We start from the raw sequence: 20,671 nt of genomic DNA on the forward strand, positions 1-20,671 counted from the left end.
ACCGACGGAAGGTGCGGCCATGGAACTGCCGAGATTCGATTTCCCGGAAGGCGTGCTGGCGCGCCTCGCGGCCCGTGACGGTTCGCTGTTCAGTGACGACCCCGCCGTGGCCGCGGAAGCCACCGCGTACATGGGCTGGACCGACCTGGCCGCGCAGGCGTCCCAGACGCTGCCCTTGGTCGAGGCGCTGGTCGCCGATGTGAAGGCCGAGCCTCTGACCGACGTTGTACTGCTGGGCATGGGCGGGTCATCGCTCGCCACCCTCGTGCTCAGCCGCTTGCTGCCGGGAGACGGCACCCGGATGCACGTCCTGGACACGACCTCCCCTGTCACGATAGCTGCCACGCTCGAGGCGGTGGATCCTGCGACGACGCTCTTCATACTGGCGAGCAAATCAGGGGGCACGGTAGAGCCCAACGCCCTCTACACGATATTCCGATCACACGCAGACGGCGCACTGGGGCGCGAGGCTGCTGGCAGGCGCTTCATAGCGATCACGGACCCGGGGTCTTCTCTTGAGCGCCTTGCGGCCGATGACGGGATGCGTGCGTGCGTGCTCGCCCCGCCCAACGTCGGCGGACGCTACTCGGCCCTGACGGTCTTCGGGCTCGTGCCGGCGGCGCTCATCGGTGTGGACGTGCGACGACTGATCTCCTTCGCGCACGCGATGGAGGAGGGCCTGCAAGACGGAGAGCCCCCCCAGCTCGCGCATCTCATGGCCAGCGGACATGCTGCGGGACGAGACAAGCTCACGATCCTTGCCCCTGAGGAGTTCCGGGTGTTCGGGCTGTGGGTGGAGCAGCTCGTCGCGGAGTCGCTGGGCAAGCATGGGCGTGGAGTCGTGCCGCTGGTAGTCCATCAGACGTCGACACTTCGGTCCGCGCGCGCAGACGAGACGCTCATCGCGATCAACGCCTCCGATCCCACGGTGTGCCTGCCAGACGGCGACCTCCCGCTTCTGGCCTTCGAACTCGCTGACCCGCACGAGCTGGGTGGCTGGTTCGTGCTGTGGGAGTACTCGGTGGCACTTGTCGGCTGCGCCTTGCGGGTGAACGCCTTCGACCAGCCCAATGTGGCAGAGGCCAAGGCTGCGACAAACGCGATGCTTGATGGCTCGCTCCAAGCGCCGGCCTCACAGGGGGGCGAGCGCGGATTCGAGCTGACGTTCGCGAGCAGGCTCGAGGCCCCGCCGCAGGCGGATCACATCTCAGTCATCGGCGCCGTATCGCAGGCGCTCGACTCACTGCACCCGGGCGACTATCTGTGTGTGCTGGCGTTCCTGCCCGACGACCAGACGGCTCTGGAGCCTCTGCTCTCGGCTACCGACAGCATCGGAATCGCGCGCAACGTCGGCACCGCCTTCGGGCTTGGCCCGCGCTACCTGCACTCCACCGGACAGCTGCACAAAGGCGGACCGAACACGGGTGTCTTCATCGTCGTGACCTCGCGTGACACGCGCGATGCAGAGATCCCCGGATGGCCCTTCACTCTGGGAGAGCTGCATCGAGCACAGGCCGAAGGCGATCTGGCCACGCTCGCCGCACACGGGCGGCGAGCCCTGCGCATCGATCTTCCGGACGCCGACCCGACAACGGTTCGTGCCCTCGCGGAACTGCTTGAGCGCGCTAGCAGATCTCATCAAGGGGAATGAGTCTGAACTCCCCGACCGCCCTGTCTCTCACCTCAAGCACCCCGACCGTGCGACTCGGTTGACGCCTGCGCTGTGAGGACGACCCGGGATTCACCACCAGCACGCACCCGTGCCATTCGCATCGAGGAACGTGCGAGTGGCCGCAGACCACGACATCGACATCCTCAGGAATCGGTCCTAGGTCCGAGAAATCGTGGATCACGAGGAATCGGACGCCGCCGATGCGTGTGCGGGCGACGTAGTCGAGGTCCATGCCGGGAGTCGCCGCGTGATCGCAGTTGCCGGCCACCGCGGTCACCGGCGCGAGGGACTCCAGATCCCGAAGCACGTGGGGAGCGCACACGTCACCGGCGTGGATGATGGCCTCGACCCCCTCGAATGCCACCGCGACGCGCTCGTCGAGCACTCCGTGCGTATCCGAGAGCAGACCCACGAGACAGGGTGTGGCGGCTACCTCGTCGGCCAACCTACATCCCCAGCGCCTTCTTCAGCGCGGGAACGCGGCGACGCGACACCGGGATCTGAGCCCCGCCCTCGCCGGTGAGCGTGAGCAGGAGCGTGCCGCCGTACATCGGCACGACTTCCTTCACGCACGACAGGTTCACGAGGTAGCGCCGGTGGATTCGGAAGAAGCCGGCTGGCTCGAGTTTGGACTCCAGGCTCGCGAGTGACATCGTGGACAGGTAGCGCTCGTTGGCCGTGTGCAGGTAGCTGTAGTCGTCCTTCGCCATGATGAAGAGAATGTCTTCCACCGAGATGAGCAGTTTCTTCCCGGCCTTCTCCACAAGGACGCGATCCACGCGAGCCAGCGCCTGCTCCGACACCGGCGTCAGGCGCGTGATCGCCTGCTTCAGCCGCTCCAGTTCCACCGGCTTGACGAGGTAGTCTGTCGCCTTGACCTCGAAGGCCTTCACGGCGTGTTCTGAGTGCGCAGTGACGAACACAATGGCCGGCGGTCGTGGATGCGCCGACAGCGTCTCTGCCAACTGCACGCCGCTCAGACCAGGCATCTGGACATCGAGGAAGATCACGTCGTAGGGGATGGCCTTGATAAGCTGCAGCGCTTCCATCGCGTTGCCAGCCTCGCCGACCACCTCGACACCACCCGCTTCGCCCAGCAAGAACCGCAGCTCCGAGCGGGCGGGCGCCTCATCATCGACCACAAGTGCCTTGAGCATCCGCACCTCCTCCGAGCAACGAAACCGCCCCGCAGATCATCGACGAGCAGCTTGAAGCATAGTGTATCCGCAATTCCGCGCCCGGCACACCTGCGTCAGGCAGGCCCGGAAGGGTCGGCTGACGGCGCTTCACGACGAGACCACCGTGTTCACGCTCAGACATCGCGCACGAGCAGCAGGTAGCGATGGGCGTCTGTGCGGAATCCGGCTGCCTCGTACGCAGTTCGCCCAGCGTAGTTGCTCTCCTGCGTACAGAGCGATATCCCGAGCGCCCCGCACCTGAGCGCCCACCGGTCCGCATCGCACAGGAGCGCGGTCGCAACGCCTCTGCGCCGGGCACCAGGGATGACCGCGAGCTTGCTCACCGACACGGTCGAGCCGAGGAGCGTCGACGCCGCGTAGCCGACCGCCACCCCTGCGTCATCTCGCACCACACGCACGTGGTCGGTGGCGAGCATTCGCCCGAACTCCTCGGGGCCGTGTCGCCAGAACGCACCGAAGCACTCGACGTCGATGCGTTCAAGCGCCTCGACGTCGGTGGGCGTGGCCGCCTCCGGTGGGTGTGCCCGGGGCGTCCGACCGCGCGCAACGCCACCAGCGGCAACGGTGAACGCCACCAGGCCCTCAAGGTCGCCCATCCCGCACCGACGGTAGGGAGCGGCTGCGCCCTCCTGTATGAGCGGCGACATGACTCGACGGTATCCACGCGACGCTGCGATCGTCGCGGCCTGATCCACAAGACCGGCGATCCGAGCGGCGGGGGCACACAGCGCCCGTATCGCCAGTACATCCCCTCGGTCGCGCCACGCCTCGAGGACGATGACATCGCCTCGGTCTGAGACGCGCACGCGCCACGCACCTGCCTCGTGGAACGCGGCGAACTCCCGTTGCGTCCCCATGAGGTGCGCCGACCGGACCGCTGGCCACAGGCTCGCGAGCTCCTCGGAGCGTGCCTCCCGGGTCATCGTCGTCACAGCAACGCGCCCACTTCACTTGCGCCCAGCCACAGGGCCATGGTCAGCAGCAACAAGGCGAATCCGATGCGTAGTCGACGATCGGCGGCGCCCGCACTGATCCGCGCGCCGACCAGTGCGCCGGGTATCACGCCGACCGTAAGGCCGGCCGCTATCGCCCAATCGATGTTCCCCAGCAGCGCGTGCGTGATGGTTCCCGGCACCGCCAGGAGTGCGACGGCGACCAGTGATGTCCCGATCGCCACTTTGATGGGGTACCTGAGCCATCTCGTCAGAAGGGGAACGAGCACGAATCCGCCGCCCAAACCGAAGAAGCCCGAGTAGGCGCCGGTGAGCACCCCGATCGCCGCGAGCTTGAGGGCGCGCCCGCCGGTGTTCGGGACGTTGTGCGCATCGGCATCCTCACGTGGGGGCCGGTAGATCTGGATCGTCATGTCCGCTGCCGCCCAGACGATCAGAAGAGCCGTGCCGACGAGCACCACCGAACCACCGACGAGCCGGGTCGCCCACGCTCCCGCGACGGCGGTCAAAGAGCCCGCGAGGCCAACGACCACTCCGGCACGCACATCAGCGAGCCCCCGCCGCGCGTAGGAAGCCGCCCCGGTGATCGCGCTGGGCAGAATGACCGGCAGCGGCGTTCCGACCGCCACCAGGGCGGAGGCATCGGTGAAGAACCGAATCGCGGGCGTCGTGATGATGCCCCCGCCGATGCCGAACATGCCGGACAAGACCCCTGAGACGAACCCGATGCCCACCGCAACGAACGCGCCGGCCATCGAGCTCACCTGGAGGGCGGTACGACCGGAAAACGCCCGGTGAGCGCGGTGCGGTCGATCTGACGTTCACCGGTGAACAGGGTCTCGAGCGCCACATCGCCCCAGATGCGCTCCATGAGCAGTGGCCAGCGTCGCTGGAACTCGAAGTAGTTCTGGCAGTTCTCGCGAGCGTAGGCGCCGGCTTCGCGCACGGCGTGGAGCCCGTAGCGGAAGTACAGGGCCTTCTCGGGCCGGGCGATCGCGCGCAGCATGCCCGTCATGAACGCGCGCCATCCGACCGACGAGTCGATGAACTCGCCCGGGTAGGGCGCCATCGACTTCGGCGTCACCTGACGCAAGTCCACCTGAGACTTGGCGAACTCGATCTTGCGGTGCTCGTACACGAAGCGATAGACGTCCTGCCTGAACCGCATCGCCTCGCTCACGGCAGTCGGCGGAAGGTGCAGCACGCACCATTCGTCGTCGATGAAGACGTCTCCGCCGTGCATGCGCGCGTTGATGACGTAGTCGACATCCTCGCCGCGTGTCACCCACGGGTCGAAACTCACCGCAGAGAACATGTCGCGGTGCAAAGCGAGGATTCCGCCGAACGCGACCTTCGCACGCTGAATCCTCGGTGGCTTCATCACCACGTCCAAGGCCTTGTTGAATGCGTCCTGCTGACGCCAGAAGGCATCTGACCAGTGAGGCTCGCTGTGTTTCTGCCAGCGCCCCTGGGAGTCCACGTAGTAGCCACTCTTGGCCAGCAGCGGCGTGCCGTCCTGCAGGTGAGCGCCCAGACCGTACAGCGCCGTCTCGAGAAACGCCGCCGACTCGACCATCTCGTCGTCGTCGACGAACACCACGGAGTCATGCCCAAGCACCGCTGCCGCTATCAGGCCCACGTTGCGAACCGCTCCGTAACCGGTGAGCGTTATGCCCTCGATGAGATCGGCGAACTCGAGCTGCTCGAGTCGGCGGTGCAGCGACCCCATCTCCGCCGGGCCGAAGACGAACGCATCGATGTCGGAGAACTCATCGATGATATCCCGCACGCGGTCCTCCGCCTGGTGGGCGATGGCTTCCTCGGTGACGGCGACGATGACAACCACGCGGCCCAGCCCACGCACATTGCGCAGGGACTGGAGGCATGCCCTGAGCGGCGGCTCGATGTCGTCGAGCGGCGTCGGGTGGTCGTAGATGGCCGCGTTCTCGTCAACGCCGACGCGGCCTCGTCCGCCGGTCCGGCGGGTCCAGAAGGTCGGTATCACTACAACGGGGTCCACGGTGCGGCGGCTCCTGAGTCGGGTGCAGATCGTGTAGCAGCGCGCACCATGATACCGCTACGGAGCCGCTTGCGCCGTGATGGTGCGCTCATCGACCAGACAATGGCGAAGCGACTCCTCCAGCACACGGTACGGTCGACTGCCGATGAGAAGCTCATTGCAGATCAGAGCCGCGGGCGTTGCTTCGATACCAAACGACAAGGCCATGTGACGGAACTGATGGAGGCGCTCGTCGTACGTCCCCGCATCGAGCGCTCCCCGCGCCTCCTCGGCGCTGAGTCCGCACTCTTGTGCGATGCGCACGAGAACATCCATCTCCCCAATATCGGCAGCGTGACCGTTGTAGGCAGCGAACAGCGCCTCGTGAACGAGCTCATGAACTTGTGGCCCCCCGTCGCGTGCGAACTCACCCAATGAGAGCGCGAGGTGGGTGTTGGGCATGAACCCGGGCGACGCAAGGAGCAGATCGCCTTCGCGGGCCATGAGCTGCATGTGTTCCTCGACGCGCTCCGAATGCCCGCCGCCAAACGCCTCCATCGATACTCCCCGCGCGTCGAGCGTAGGTCGCAGCTCGAACGGCACCAAGAACAGTTCGACTGCGTGCTCGCTGCGCATACGCTTGAAGCGTGGCCAGTCCAGGTAGCAGAACGGACAGGCGTAGTCGAAGAACACCAGAACCCGCGGCGTCACCGACTCACGGCTCTCGTCATTGTGGTCATGCTCACGGTCCGGGGTGTCAGACATCGTCCTCCTTCAGTCAACGAGAAGTACGTACCCAACCCCCGCTCAGCGCACGATGCGCAACTCATGCCGGCATGCGACGCACCGACCACGGCTATCGAGACCTGATGCATCGCACGCGAACCCCGATCGGTGCACGGCCACGGCCTGGCAGACGGGGCAGAGCGTATCCGCCCCTCCGACCACGTCCACGTTACCGAGGTAGACAAAAGACAGTCCCTCCTCGCGACCGATCCGCCGCGCTCGCTCAAGATCTGCGACGGGGGTCGGCGGCAGATGCGCGAACTCCAGGTACGGCACGAACCGAGTCACGTGCCACGGCGTGTCGACACCGAGAGCGGAGGCGATCCAAGCGGCCACGGCACGGAGTTCGTCATCGGAGTCGTTGATTCCGGGAACGACGTTGGTGACGCACTCCACGTGCATGCCATGCACGGCAGAAGCGCGCTCGGCTGCGGCTCTAACGGCCGAACCATGGCCCACATGACAGAGCGCTTGGTAGGTCTGGTCGTAGTACCCCTTCACGTCGGTGCGCCAGACATCGACGTGTCCGGCGAACAGATCCAAGCCCTCCGCCGTCACGTAGCCGTTCGTGACCATGACCGTGTAGAGACCCGCCGCTTTCGCCGCACGTGCACCGTCGAGCACGAACTCGGGCCATATCGTCGGCTCGTTGTAGGTCCAGGCAACCCCCGAACAACTCTGCGCACGAGCGAGTTCAGGTATCCGCTCGGGATCCAGCGAGGATAGCGGCACGGTGCCGTCGTCGCCTCTGGGCCGTGAGATCTGCCAGTTCTGACAGTGCCCGCATCGCATCGAGCAGCCAACGCCACCCACTGACAGCACCCGGCTGCCCGGGTGAAAATGGAACACCGGCTTCTTCTCGATGGGATCGGCCGCAATCGAGCTGACCAGACCGTACGTCAGCGCCTCGAGGCGACCTGCGACCACGCCACGTGCACCACACACGCCCGAAGCGCCCTCGGCGATGAGGCATGCGTTGGGGCACAGGAGACAACGGACGCGGTCACCCTCCGCCCTCCACAGAAGAGCTTCGTGACCCACGGTCGCCTCCCTTCACACGCGAAGGCCGCGCGCCGTTCGCTAGTGGGTCTGTACCCGACTCGCCAGTTCGACGCGGTTGCGACCGCGACGTTTCGCGCGATACAGCGCGGCGTCAGCTGCCGAGAGCAACCCTTGGGGATCCGTGATCGACGGCCCGAACGCCGCCACGCCCAGAGATGCTGTGGCACTCACCCGCATACCGTGTTCCGTGTGCGAGACCATCGAGCCCAGAAGCGTCCGTAGCTTCTCCGCCACGACCCATGCGTCAGACTCGGTGGTGGCAGCCAACACCAGCGCGAACTCGTCGCCCCCGTAACGGAAGGCGATGTCCGTAGCGCGCAACTCCGACTTCAGCAGCACCCCGACCGAACGCAGCAGCGTGTCGCCGGCCGCGTGACCTTGCGTGTCATTCACGCCCTTGAAGCCGTCGAGATCGAGCATGATCAATGCGAGGTCGTTCCCGTATCGCCTGGAGCGACCGACTTCTTCCTCAAGGCGCAGGTTGAAAGCTCGCCGATTGAACAGGCCGGTGAGGTCGTCTGTGACCGCCTCGGACTCGAGACGCTCGCGCTCGCGCGTGAGCCGCCTGCGCGCCAGCGGGAAGCACGCGTCCCACGACGAGTTGCCGAGGCAGACGGAGGCTGCGTGTTCGATACAGGTGTCGTAGCCGCAGGCGCCGCAGTCTAGTGCGTCGTTGCGGGTGAAGAACTCACCTGCGGCCAGGGCCTGATCGATCTCGGCGTCGCTCGGCTCGACCCTCATCGCAGGATCCGGCGAGAAGGAGCGACGCAGGTCCACCGTCGGGCGGTCGAGTCTCAAGACGTCCCGCGGAGGCAACATACGCTCTCGCTCCGCGAGATCGATGTTGCGCTTGGCAAACACGGATACCCCGGCATTGACACACGGTCCGTCGATGCAGCTCTCGCAGCTCAGCATGTCCACCACCTCGGGGAAGACCTCACCGCGGCTGATTGCCGTCAGGAATCGGTCTATGTCCCTCAGCCCGCGCACCACAGCTACGCCGCGGTCCGTGAGGTTGCTCTTCTGAAGAGTGCGGCGCGGGAACCCGTCGGTTGCCGAGAGCTCCTTGCGATGCGCAAGCGGCCCGGGCTCGCAGCCGTCGTTGATGGCGTGCGCCCCTTCCGCCACGAGCTTTCTCAGCTCATCGAAGCCGATCACAACGTCGACGTATTCAGCTGCAAGCGCTTCGTCCTTTCGGGCCCAACAGGGAGACGCGTAGACGATGGCCACCTCTGTGTGATGCTTGTCGCGGATCACGCGCGACTGGGCGATGTAGGGTGGCACCAAGGGAACGAGAGCCCCGGTGAGCGCAGGGTGGAAGAAACGAACCCAGTCCACCGCCACCGGACACGTCGAACGCAGCCGAGGAGGATGGACCGCATCGGTAGCGTGCACCTGTTCGTACGCCGCGGCGACGATCTCCTCGCCGACCACGGTGGTCTCGATGTGCTCGAAGCCGAGCGCGCACAGCGAAACCTCTACCTGCGTGGGCTCGAGCGGATGCAGCGCCGCGATGTACTCGCTGGCCAGAAGCATGACAACGGGAGTCTCGCCCTCAAGGAGCTCACGGACCAGGCCAAGATCGTCTCGGATGATGCGTGCACCGTTGCCGCATTCGGTGACGCACGCTCCGCACTTCACGCATCGCTCCTCGATGATCTCGGTGCGGCCGTCTATCACGCGAATCGCGCGTGCAGGGCAGTGGCGCGCGCATCCCCAGCACTCGCTGCACCGATCCGGGACGTGGATGATCAGCGGCTGCACCGCGCCGAAACCCCGCCCATTCGTCCCCTGCTGGTTGTGAACCACGCGCTACTCCCCCGGTCACGCTTCGCGCTTGAGCACCTCGCGAAGGCCAAGCCGATCCAGCGCGGCAAGAAGCGGCCACCCCAAACCGTATACCACGAACGCCTCACCGACGCCTACTGCCACGACACCGAACAGATACATCCCCAGCCACGACTGTTCAAGGTTGATGCCTAGCGCAGGGATCTGATACAGACCCAGTCCCTTCAGCAGCCACGGAAGGTAGGCGGGCACGATCAGGGCGTTCGCCACCACCGGACCGGCCAGCGCGAGGGCTCGCTTCTGGCGAAAACGCCATGTCCACATGGCCCCGATCGCCGTGGCGCATGAACCGAAGACCACGTCGAGCAGTGCCAGCGGTCCGAGCACCGTAAGATTCGTGAGGTTGGCCATGGCGGTGCCCAGCGTCAGACCCGGAATCGCGGCGGGCGTGAAACACGCGATCACGGTGAAAGCCTCGCTGAGCCTGAACTGGATCGGTCCCCAGGAGAACACGGTCAGCGTCTGCATGGTGATGAACGACAGCGTCACGTGTACGGCGGCGATCACCCCGGCTTGGGCGACGTAGCGGGTGCGGGTCAAGGAGATTCGGACCTTCCTGCACGCTCATCGGAGACCCTGTCGGCCGCCGATCAAGTGCACGGGATTGTAGCAGTGCGCCACGAGGCTACGCTATGCGGGCAGCTCAGGGCTCCCGAACACCTCGCTGTAGGCCAGTAGTCCGGTGCCACCTGCCAGGGCCATGCGGTCCAAAACATCGAAGAAGGCCGCGACGACACGCGGATCGAACTGCGTGCCCGTCCCCGCTTCCAGCTCCTCCTTCGCCTGTTTCAGGGTGAGTTTGGACGCGTACGTGCGCACACTCGTCATCGCGTCGAACGCATCAGCGACGGCCAGAACGCGCGCAAGCAGTGGAATGCCGTCGCCCTTGATGCCCTGAGGATAGCCCTTGCCGTCCCACCGCTCGTGGTGGTGAAGGATGATCGGCGCGAGCGATTTGAGGAACTCGATCTGGTCGATGATCGAAGCGCCCATCTCGGCGTGCTTCTTCGCAAGTTCGAACTCGTCTGTGGTGAGTCGACTCGGCTTGAGCAGAATCTCCTCGGGCACACCGCTCTTGCCCACATCGTGCAGCAGGCCGGCGAATCGCAGCTGTTCGACGGCCTCGTGTCCAAGCCCAAGCTCGATTCCGATCTCCATCGCGTACTGCATGACCCGACCCGAGTGACCGCTCACGGCGTGTTCACCCAGGTCAAGGGTGACCGAGAGCGCCGCTATCGTCTTGGCGTAGTCGTCGCGGATACGCGAGAACAAAGCCGACCGGCCAAACGCCGGCCCGCCGTGCGCGGCGATACCCTCGAGCAGCGCGTTATCCTGAGCACCGTAGCGCTCCCCGTCCATCCGGGCGATGAAGAGATACCCGACGTCCAGATCCCCGTGACGAAGCGAGGCCACAGCCAGAGCCCAGTCCGCATCGTCCTCGCCGTCTGTGAGCTCACCGTGCACGGTGACGAAGCGCTCGGTCGCGAACGGTTCCGACTCGATCTGGCGACCGCAGACCTGAGAGAGCACCTCGCCCAGGGCGACCGTGGGCACCATGCCGCCTACGGCGACCTCAAGACGGTCCTCGCCCCATCCGGTGAGCACAAGGCCGGCCAGATCGTACGTGAACGACTTCTCCACGACGCCCAAGAGCAGCTGCGCCACAGAAGCGATGTCGGTCTGACCGCCCAAGGCGGCAGCCAGCCCGTTGAGCTGTGTGTACCCCGCCATGGCTCGCTCGACGGCGACCCGTTCGTCCTCCCGCTCGATAGCGATCGAGATGAACTGTCCGAAGCGTGAGAGGCGGGCGATGCGGTCCTGAGAGACGGGATACGCTGAGGCCGGCAGCCTGACCTCAAGAACTCCGAGTACTGTCTCAGAAAGGGCGAGTGGCATCGCCAGCGTTGCGGAACCGCCGTTGCCCGGTGCAACCACGGTGCGCCGCGTCTCGGCCGCTCGTCCCGAGGCCGTGGATGCCCTCGGCACGGTCGCCCCCAACCCACCCCGCCATCCGGGCGTGCGGGCTATGACCTCAAGCGCAACTCCGCGAGGTCGCAGAATGGCACCAGCGTCGCCACCGACGAGCGCGACCGCCTCTTCGGTGATCTCGCCCAGGGCACCTGAGTCCAAGTGAGCGTGGGACACCACGTGGTGACCCGCTGAAACGAAGAGCCGAAGCTCCTCGATCCGCTCGGTCGCCGCCGCATGCTCGACGGCGGCCTCGAGCACGGTCTTGGCACTCGCAACCGCCAACAGGAGGAAGGACTCGGCCTGATGGCGCGCCAAGACCGGAAGGGACTTCATGGCGCGCCGCGCCGTATCCTCACTCGAACCGCGACCGAGCAGCGACTCATACCGACCGCGCCGTTCGCGTGTCGAGGTCACGAAACCCGCAAGGGCAACGTGTCCCACCGTCGTCCCCGCACGCTCGAGTGGCGCGTACAGCACGGGCAGTCCGGCACGGCAGACGATGCGACCGGGACCGGCGTCCGAGGATGGGCAGACATCAAAACATGAAGCCGGGGTCATGACCGACCCGTCAGCGGCGAGCAGGCAGTAGCTGCAGCGGCCCGCCCCGGACAGCGGGGCACATGCCTCGAAGTCCATCACCGACACGGTCGCTCCCGTGGCCTGGAACAGGGCGTCCGCAGATGCCTTCCAGTCCGGGGAATCGAATGCCGTAGCGACGATCCTTCTGTCTGCGATGGACACGCGCGCGCAACCCTTCCGTTCGTGCACGGACAGAACACTGCTCTTAGTGTCGGCTTAGACCGAGTCCGACTTGAGGGGCAACGTCCGCTTCTCCTTGCGCGCGGACCGCGGTCAGATTCGACCGCGGGGCAACGTGATCAGGAACGTGGTACCTACTCCGATTTCGCTCTCGACCGCGATCGTCCCGTTCATGTTGTCCAGCAGGCTCTTGGCAATCGCAAGCCCCAGTCCGAACCCGCCTTCTCCTGCGGCTCTGGCCGAATCACTGCGAAAGAAGCGGTCGAACAGACGCGGCAGGTCCTCCGCCGGGATTCCCTTGCCGGTGTCGCTCACGACAATGGTCACCATGTCACGACGACGTGAGGTCATAAGAGCGATGCGGCCGCCCGCAGACGTGTACTTGGCCGCGTTGTCGAGCAGGATAGTCAGCACGTCCTCGATGCGACCGGGGTCGCCCACCATGAGCAACGACTCTTCAAGGGGTCCCTCGAACTCGATACCCCGATCGAGGAACCGGCTGGCGGTGGCAGCGATCCGGTCTCTGGCAACAGCGTTCAGATCGAGCTTCTGTGTATTCAGACGCAGACCCTGGTCGGCATGAAGCAGATTCAGCAGGTCGCTGGTCAGTCGGGCCATCCGCCGAGACTCGCGGTCGATCGCATCGATGGACTCCTCTTGCACCTTGGGGTCATCAGCACCCCAGGCACGAAGGATGCTCGTGTAGCCGCGGATACCTGCGACCGGCGTGGCAAGCTCGTGCGATGCGTCGGCCACGAACCGCGATTGAGCCTCAGCGCGTCTTCCGAGCCGCTCGATCAGCTGGTTGATCGAGCGCGCAAGCGCGCCGATCTCATTGTCCCCAAGCTCCGGTAGCCGCTCATCGAGCCTTCCCGCATCGATCGAATCGGCAGCGCGGCGGAGTTCGTCGACCAGATTGAGAACCCATGTCATCGACGTCTGCATGAGAAACGCCATCACCAACATCGCCGAGAGGGCAAGCACCATCATCGGCAGCCGGATCCGGTCGATCACCCGCTCTTCGATGACGGGATCGTACGAGACGTCCAGCACCCCCACGCGATCATCAGACACCTCGATGGGCACGTGTACGACCGTGACGCCAAGGCCGGCCCTGTTGATCAGCCCACTTAGGAAGTCGCCCTGTTCGCTTGTGGAACGCCGCGGCAGCCCGCTCAGAATAGCCGCTTCGCGAGCGATCGAGCCCGCGGGCTCGATCGCTTCTGGCGTCGAAGCCCACAGCAGCTTGTCGTCATCGGTGAACAGCGCGAATCGCGCACCCGCAAGGCCGGCGGCGGCCAAGCGCTCCGGCAGGCGCGAGGACATGAGTGCGCGCACCTCGAGCGCACGCTGGTCCGGGTCCAACATGAGCACCTGCGGGTCCGTCTCGGCAGCAGTGGCGATGTCTTGAGCGATCGCCTTAGCAGTCGATGCGACGTTCTCGGTCGTCTCAACCGCGACAGACTGCATGCCATCCGAGACGATCACGTACGTCGTCAGAGCTACGCCCCCGACCACGAGGACGGCAAACAACACCGAGACGAACAGAAGCCAGCCCCTGAGTGACCAGGGTCGCATCTACGTCCTCGCGAAGAAGTAGCCCACGCCCCTGATGGTCCGGATGACCTGGTTGTCCACATCGCCGATCTTGTTGCGCAGGTGACACACGAAGACCTCGATGACGTTGCTGTCGGTGGAGTGCTGCCCTGCCCACACGCGCTCGAGAATCTCATCGCGGCTGATAACCCTGCCCGCGTTGGTGACGAAGAACTCCAGCAGGTCGTACTCTTTCGCCGTGAACTTCACGACTTCGCCCGCGACGAGCACCGTCCGAGATGACGGGTCGATCTCGATGTTGCCGGAGCGATACTGGGGCCCGGACTTGTCCGAGTCGACGCGCTTGAGCAAAGCGCGAATCCTCGAGAGCAACTCGGGAATCTCGAAGGGCTTGCGCAGGTAATCATCAGCACCGGCATCGAAGCCGGTGACGACGTCTTGGGTCTCTGAGCGTGCGGTCAGCATGAGTATCGGGGTCGCGACGCCATCAGCCCTCAGAGTTCGAGCGATCTGAAGCCCATCGATTCCCGGCAGCATCAGGTCAAGCACGATGACGTCGGGCTCGAACTCCTCGACCGCCAGAATCGCTGCGTTCCCCTCTCCCACCTTCATCACCTGAAACCCGGCGTGCAGCAGTTCGAGCTCTACGAAACGCGCGATGGTCGCATCATCTTCAACCACGAGCACTTTTGATCCGGTCTCGTCCATCTGTGCCTCCTGCCCTTGTCCATGCCTGCTCTTAGGAGCTCAGAAGCGTCTCCGCGATCTGCACCGCATTGAGCGCAGCCCCCTTCCTGAGCTGGTCAGCGACCACCCACATGCTCAGGCCGTGCTCAACAGTCGAATCGACCCTCAGTCGACCGACATAGGTGTCGTCAGTACCTTCGAGCATCGCCGGCATCGGATACTCCTTGGCGGCGGGGTCATCCAGCACCGTGATTCCCGGTGCCGCCGACAGTGCCGCGCGGGCTTGCTCTAGTGAAATGGCCGAGGAGAACTCGACGTTAACGGCTTCCGAATGGCACCGGAGCACCGGCACACGCACGCAGGTGGCGCTCACCTCGATCTCAGGTGCACCCATGATCTTCTTGGTCTCGGCGACCATCTTCCACTCTTCCTTGGTGGACCCGTCATCGAGGAACACATCGATCTGAGGGATGCAGTTGAAAGCGATACGGTGCGCGAACTCGCGAACGTGAATCTCCTGGCCGCGCAGGAAGTCCCCGCTTTGGCTGTAGAGCTCATCCATGGCGGCCTGACCAGCGCCCGAGGCCGCCTGATACGTCGCCACCACGACGCGCTTGATCACAGCGATGTCGTGAAGCGGCTTGAGCGCCACCACCATCTGGATGGTGGAGCAGTTGGGATTGGCGATGACTCCCCTGTGCCCCCCTACGTCGCCGGGATTCACCTCGGGCACCACGAGCGGGACGTCGTCGTCCATCCGAAACGCCGACGAGTTGTCGATCATCACTGCACCGGCACCGATGACGGCCGCACGAAACTCCTTGCTCACCGATGCTCCGGCACTGAAAAGCGCGATGTCGACGCCCTCGAAACTCGAGGGCGTCAGCTCTTCGACGATGAGTTCGCCGCCGCGAAACGGAATCTTCTTGCCCGCTGAGCGCGCCGAGGCAAGGGCCACGACCCGCGACGACGGGAATGCGCGCTGGTCAAGCACCTTGAGCATCTCGCGGCCCACAGCGCCTGTCACGCCGGCCACAGCCACCACCGGCGAGGGTGGCATCGGCTTTGTCCACGTCATGTCGCTCGTTCCCCCCCGCACGCCACAGAGACCTCGGCGGTGATCTCGTCTTGAGCAAGCCCAAAGGCCGTGTGCAACGCGTTCACGGCGGTCGCGACCTGATCCGCCCCGATCACGCAGCTGATGCGTATCGGAGAGGTCGAGATGAGGTCGATGTTCACTCCGGCATCGGCGAGCGTTGCGAACATCTTGGCTGAGATGCCTGGGTGCGTCCGCATACCCGCACCCACGAGCGAGACCTTCGCGATTCCCTCATCAACGAGCCACGTGCGAGCCCCGAGCTCTGCGACAAGCTCCGCCAGAGCGCGCTTCGCTTTGGCCAGATCGTCTTTCGGAGCGGTGAAGGAGATGTCGGTTGTGCCGTCCTCGGATACGTTCTGGATGATCATGTCGACATTGACGTTGGCCTCTGCGAGCTTGCCGAACACGCTCGCGGCCACACCGGGATGGTCCGGGACATCGCGAATCGTCAGCTTGGCCTCCGAGGTGTCGTGCGTGACACCCGAGATGATCGCTTGTTCCATGGTCTCGTCAGCCTCCTTGACGATGGTGCCGGGTTCATCGGTGAAGCTGGATCGGCAGTGGATGACCACGCCGTGGTTGCGGCCGAACTCGACCGAGCGCATCTGCAGGACGCCTGCTCCGCTCGCGGCCATCTCGAGCATCTCCTCGTAGCTGATGACATCTATCTTGCGCGCAGACGGCACGATGCGGGGATCCGCCGTGAACACCCCGTCGACATCGGTATATATCTCGCAGACGTCAGCGCCCACTCCAGCAGCCACCGCAACGGCCGTCGTGTCCGATCCGCCGCGCCCAAGCGTGGTGATCTGCCCATCCGCCGTCGTGCCTTGGAATCCCGCGACGATGACGATGTAGCCCTCGTCCAGAGCCTGTCTGACCCTGTCAGCGCGCACCTCGGTGATCTTGGCCTTGCTGTGCACGGCATCAGTGACGATGCCAACCTGCGAGCCCGTGAACGAGATGGCGTTCTCGCCGCCGGCATGAATCGCCATAGCCAGCAGCGCGATCGAGACCTGCTCGCCGGTGGACAGCAGCATGTCCATCTCGCGCTCCGGCGGCTCCGAGCACACCTCAGATGCGAGCGCGACCAGTTCGTCAGTCACCTGCCCCATCGCGGAGACGACAGCGACGACACTGTCCCCGCTCCGCCTGCGCGCGATCAAGCGCTGGGCGACCGCGCGGATGCGCTCGGTCGTACCGACGGAGGTGCCCCCAAATTTCGTGACTACAAGAGCCAAGACCCGCCCCCTGGAAAGACGCGATCAACGCCAGCTTCAGCAACGCAGAACCTGACGTTAAGGTTTCTCCCCAGTCTAGTGTGTCTCTGTTCGTGGCGCCAGCACGTCTGCGGCGGTTCTATCAGGCGTCATCGAGGAGCCTGAGCGCCTCCGCCAAGTGCCTCATGCGAACCGACAAGCCGTCGAAGGCCTCCTCATAGAAATGCTCGACCAGCGTGCTGCCCGAAACCCGACTCATCGCCGCATTCGTGTGCTTCAGCGCCAAGCGCATCACCGGAAGCTCCTCGTCAAGTGAGCCGACTTCACTGACGGTGAACGAGACCCGCCCCCGGAGCACTCTGAACGGCATCCCGGCCGATTCGAAGTAGGCGTCGGCCTCGCGCTCGACGTTGGACGCCAGCCGCGGACCTCCCAGCCGCCTGAAACTGACCAGCACTCCGTCGAGAAGGGCAGCGAAGATAGCCCGAGCCTCCTCAGGAGCGATCTCCTCGTCAGACGCGATCGGCGGTGCGTCCTCGGTTCCTTCGATTTCCTGGAGGACCTGTTCGAACGCGAGCACGATCCTGGGATCGAACTGGCTGCCCGAGCAACGTCGTAGCTCCTCGGTCGCCGCGGGGACGGATCGGCCCGCACGGTACGGACGGTCAGCGGTCATCGCCTCGAAGCTGTCGGCTACGGTGAGGATACGCGCAAGAAGCGGGATCTCCTCGCCCCGAAGTCCGGCCGGGTAGCCGGTGCCGTCGAAGGCTTCGTGGTGGTGTCGAACCACGGGCGTGATCGCCCAGGGGAACGCGACCGGCTTGAGAATGTTCGCGCCGATAAGCGGATGATGGCGCATCTCACACATCTCGTCGTCGTCCAGCAGTCCGGGCTTGAGCAGTATCTCCTCGCGCACACCGATCTTGCCGATGTCGTGGAGGTAGGCCGCCATCTCCAAAGCGATGCGCTGATCGTGGCTCAGACCCATATGCTCGGCGATGTGCGTGGCGTAGGTCGCGACGCGGTCAGAGTGGTCCCGCGTGTAGGTGTCCTTCGCGTCGACTGCGGCCGCCAGTGAACGCACCGTGGCCAGGTAGGCCTCTTGAAGGCTCGAAAACAGCTCGATATTCCCAATGGCGATGGTCACGTGATTCGCGATGGTGGACAGAAGGCGAACGTCATCGCTCGAGAACCGGTAGTCCGCGCGGCTCGATCCGATTGCCGCTGAACCGATCGTGCCCTCAGCTGAGACGAGCGGCACGCAGAGCGCCGCCTTGGCCCCGGTTACCGCGTCTACCTGACCTTCGTCCCCAGAATCAGGATTGAAGATGAGCGGTCGGCCCTCACGAACAACCCACTCTGACATCGATGAGCGCAGCGCGCCGTCTGCAGCAGCCTCCGCACCGCGAACCGCCCTCACCGACAACAGGTTCGTCTCCTTGTCGCGCAGTGTGACGTATCCAAGATCCAGATCGAAGATTCGGAGCGCCGACTCCAGCACCGAACCGAGAAGCTCGTCCATCTCGAGCGTGGAGCCAAGCGCTCGAGACATCTCGTAGAGGGTTGCCAGCTCAAGTACCTTCTTGGTCAGGGACTCTGAGCGTTCCCTGAGCGAGTCCGTCATGTCGTTGAAGCTGCCAGCCAGCTCGGCCACTTCATTGGTCCCCGCGACATCGACCTTGGTGGAGAAGTCGCCATCGGCGATGCGCCGCGCACCATCCGAGAGCTCGACGAGCGGATCCGCGACGCGGCGCGCGATCCATCCTCCAAGGCCCACGAGCGCCGCAACCGCTACAACCGACCACATCGCAATCAGGTTTCGGGTGGTTCGTCCTGTCTCGTCGGATAGCCCCCGGTCTCGCAACCCAACCACGTAGAACTGGGAGCCAGCTTCCACGACGCCCGGAAGGTTCACCTGGGTGGCGGCGATTCCATAGCTTTCGCCATCGATGCGAATCGAGCCTTCGGCCGATTCGTAGGGCGTGGTTTCGTCGATCAGGCCCAAGACCTCCGGCGCTGGCCGCCTCATGGCGGCCAGGATGCGGGCGCTCGTGACCTTGTCATAGCCGTTGCCGACCGCAGCGGACAGATTGTGGCCGCCCGCCGAGTAGACGCCGTACGCAGTCCCGTCCGTGATTCCCAATCTGCGCATAAAGCGGTCATCGACGGCTTCGATCACCGCGAGGGTGTGGATGCGACCCTTCACTTTGACAGGCTGGAGCGCGGCGATCGCGTGCTCCTGACCGACATCCCACACGGCGACTCGGCTCCGTGAGCTCCCACCCGCGCTCTTGATCGTGGCTCTGGCGTCGGGAGAGGGGCCCAATCCGAGACGACCGGTCGAAGCAACCGGCGTCCCGGTCGCGTCCATCAACACGATGCCGTCGACGCCCAGCACGGCAGCCTGATCGGCCAGAAGTCCGGCGGTCACGGTAGTGTCGCCAGCGGCTGCCGCACAAGCGAGGTCCCTGTCGTCGGCGGCGAGTCGTGTCTCGCGCATCAACTGCTCGGCGTGATTGTGGTACCCCTCCGCGAAGCTCTCCACTCCGGCGGTCACAACCTCGCTCACCCATCGGTCGGTCAGGTCCTCGAGGAAGTAGACCGCTACGACCGTGGCGACGATTCCGACGATCACGGAAGCCGCAAGCAGCGGATAGACGATCTGATTGTAGAGGTGCGCACCGAACAGTGAGCGTCGCTTCATCGATCCGCCCGCAGCTTGAATGGCTGCGGATAGCCCCTTCTTCCGAATGGACAGTGATACGTCGTGTAGTTGATGTGCTAGGCCTGCGCAGCAGCACGAGTGGTGCCTAATCGACACTGCCAGCATAACAATAGCGCACAAACGGACCCCGGGCCGCCCCGGGGTCCGTCGATGTTCACTCCGATGAACGATCTCACTCAGGCCGGACGATTCACTCAGCCCTCGCAGGCACAGCGCTTCTGGATGTACGCATAGTACTCGTCCACTCCCTGCTGGACTGCAGCGAGCAGCGCCTCATTACCGGGTGCGAACAGGTGCTTGAAGCGGCCCTGCGGCTTCAAGAACTCCTCAATCGGCTTCAGGGTCGGTGTCTTGACCGTCTGTCGCCACACGCCGTCCTCGACCTCGAAGAGCGGCCAGAAACCCGTCTGCACGCCGGCCCTCGCGAGTTCGATCGACTTGCCGGACGCAGTACGCCATCCGCGCGGACACGGCGAAAGCACATTGATGAACGCAGCACCATCGCACGCGAACGCCTTCTCGGCCTTCGCCGTGAGATCCTTCCAATGGCTGACCGAAGCCTGTGCGGCGTAGGGGATACCATGGTCGGCGATGATCGAGGTGAGATCCTTGCGACGCTGGATCTTGCCCTGCTGTGCCTTGCCCACCTCAGCCGTCGTCGCCCATGCTCCGAGCGGGGTAGCGCTGGAGCGCTGGATGCCGGTGTTCATGTAGGCACCGTTGTCGTAGCACACGTACACCATGTCGTGCCCGCGCTCCATAGCACCCGAAAGTGACTGCAGCCCGATGTCGTAGGTCCCGCCGTCGCCGCCGAAGGCGATGAACTTCATCTTCTTGTCCGCGGGGATCTTCCCTGCGCGTTGCAGGCCCTTGAAGGCAGCTTCGACGCCCGAGATGGTCGCGGCGGAGTTCTCGAACGCATTGTGGATGAACGGCACCCGCCACGACGAGTAGGGGTAGATCGTGGTCGAGACCTCGAGGCACCCCGTGGCACAGCCTGCGACCATCGGCACATCGCCGGCCGCGAGCATGATCTGACGTACAGCGATCGAGGCGCCACAGCCTCCGCAGAGGCGGTGGCCTCCAGCGAGGCGATCGGGATTGGCGGTGAGTTCCTTCAGTGTTGCCATCTCG

17 protein-coding genes are annotated in these 20,671 nt (G+C 64.8%); 1 reads left to right on the top strand and 16 read right to left on the bottom strand.

Going from position 1 to position 20,671, the window contains the following annotated elements; translation table 11 throughout:
* Positions 1-19: 19 nt before the first annotated feature.
* Positions 20-1,651 (top strand): hypothetical protein, encoded by a 1,632-nt coding sequence (locus U1E26_03630; GenBank protein MDZ4168731.1) that lies wholly within the window; start codon positions 20-22, stop codon positions 1,649-1,651.
* Here U1E26_03630 and U1E26_03635 read toward each other — a convergent pair.
* From U1E26_03635 to U1E26_03710, 16 genes are all read right to left on the bottom strand, one after another.
* Complete coding sequence (locus tag U1E26_03635; GenBank protein ID MDZ4168732.1) at positions 1,626-2,117, bottom strand: metallophosphoesterase family protein; 492 nt, start codon at positions 2,115-2,117, stop codon at positions 1,626-1,628. The two genes, U1E26_03630 and U1E26_03635, sit on opposite strands and share 26 nt — an antisense overlap.
* 1 nt (position 2,118) lies before the next feature.
* The gene (locus U1E26_03640; GenBank protein ID MDZ4168733.1) at positions 2,119-2,829 is read right to left on the bottom strand and encodes a LytTR family DNA-binding domain-containing protein; all 711 of its coding nucleotides are present in this window, start codon (positions 2,827-2,829) and stop codon (positions 2,119-2,121) included.
* Positions 2,830-2,984: 155 nt separating this feature from the next.
* On the bottom strand, positions 2,985-3,794 hold the full coding sequence (locus tag U1E26_03645) for a GNAT family N-acetyltransferase (protein ID MDZ4168734.1): 810 nt from the start codon (positions 3,792-3,794) through the stop codon (positions 2,985-2,987).
* A 5-nt stretch (positions 3,795-3,799) separates the two neighbouring features.
* Positions 3,800-4,579, bottom strand: a complete 780-nt coding sequence (locus tag U1E26_03650; GenBank protein ID MDZ4168735.1) for a sulfite exporter TauE/SafE family protein — start codon at positions 4,577-4,579, stop codon at positions 3,800-3,802.
* Positions 4,580-4,584: 5 nt separating this feature from the next.
* Positions 4,585-5,844 carry a hypothetical protein gene (locus tag U1E26_03655; GenBank protein ID MDZ4168736.1) on the bottom strand — a complete coding sequence of 420 codons (1,260 nt, stop codon included), beginning with the start codon at positions 5,842-5,844 and terminating at the stop codon, positions 4,585-4,587.
* 57 nt (positions 5,845-5,901) lie between these two features.
* On the bottom strand, positions 5,902-6,588 hold the full coding sequence (locus U1E26_03660; protein ID MDZ4168737.1) for a DsbA family protein: 687 nt from the start codon (positions 6,586-6,588) through the stop codon (positions 5,902-5,904).
* A gap of 42 nt (positions 6,589-6,630) precedes the next feature.
* Complete coding sequence (gene amrS / locus U1E26_03665) at positions 6,631-7,650, bottom strand: AmmeMemoRadiSam system radical SAM enzyme (GenBank protein MDZ4168738.1); 1,020 nt, start codon at positions 7,648-7,650, stop codon at positions 6,631-6,633.
* 39 nt (positions 7,651-7,689) lie between these two features.
* Positions 7,690-9,480 (bottom strand): diguanylate cyclase, encoded by a 1,791-nt coding sequence (locus tag U1E26_03670; GenBank protein ID MDZ4168739.1) that lies wholly within the window; start codon positions 9,478-9,480, stop codon positions 7,690-7,692.
* Between the two features lie 15 nt (positions 9,481-9,495).
* Entirely contained in the window at positions 9,496-10,059 is a 564-nt protein-coding gene (locus tag U1E26_03675) for a QueT transporter family protein (protein MDZ4168740.1), read from the bottom strand.
* A 90-nt stretch (positions 10,060-10,149) separates the two neighbouring features.
* Complete coding sequence (locus U1E26_03680) at positions 10,150-12,231, bottom strand: HD domain-containing protein (protein MDZ4168741.1); 2,082 nt, start codon at positions 12,229-12,231, stop codon at positions 10,150-10,152.
* A 111-nt stretch (positions 12,232-12,342) separates the two neighbouring features.
* Positions 12,343-13,827, bottom strand: coding sequence for a HAMP domain-containing sensor histidine kinase (locus U1E26_03685; GenBank protein ID MDZ4168742.1), 1,485 nt, complete (start codon positions 13,825-13,827; stop codon positions 12,343-12,345).
* A complete protein-coding gene (locus U1E26_03690) occupies positions 13,828-14,514 on the bottom strand; it encodes a response regulator transcription factor (GenBank protein ID MDZ4168743.1) in 687 nt (228 codons plus the stop codon).
* 31 nt (positions 14,515-14,545) lie between these two features.
* Entirely contained in the window at positions 14,546-15,571 is a 1,026-nt protein-coding gene (locus U1E26_03695) for an aspartate-semialdehyde dehydrogenase (GenBank protein ID MDZ4168744.1), read from the bottom strand.
* A complete protein-coding gene (locus U1E26_03700) occupies positions 15,568-16,833 on the bottom strand; it encodes an aspartate kinase (protein MDZ4168745.1) in 1,266 nt (421 codons plus the stop codon). The genes U1E26_03695 and U1E26_03700 overlap by 4 nt, the downstream gene beginning before the upstream one ends.
* Before the next feature lie 121 nt (positions 16,834-16,954).
* Positions 16,955-19,516, bottom strand: a complete 2,562-nt coding sequence (locus U1E26_03705) for an HD domain-containing protein (GenBank protein ID MDZ4168746.1) — start codon at positions 19,514-19,516, stop codon at positions 16,955-16,957.
* Between the two features lie 215 nt (positions 19,517-19,731).
* Entirely contained in the window at positions 19,732-20,667 is a 936-nt protein-coding gene (locus U1E26_03710; protein ID MDZ4168747.1) for a thiamine pyrophosphate-dependent enzyme, read from the bottom strand.
* Positions 20,668-20,671 lie beyond the last annotated feature (4 nt).

The sequence above is a fragment of the Coriobacteriia bacterium genome (assembly GCA_034370385.1).
GTDB lineage: Bacteria > Actinomycetota > Coriobacteriia > Anaerosomatales > PHET01 > JAXMKZ01.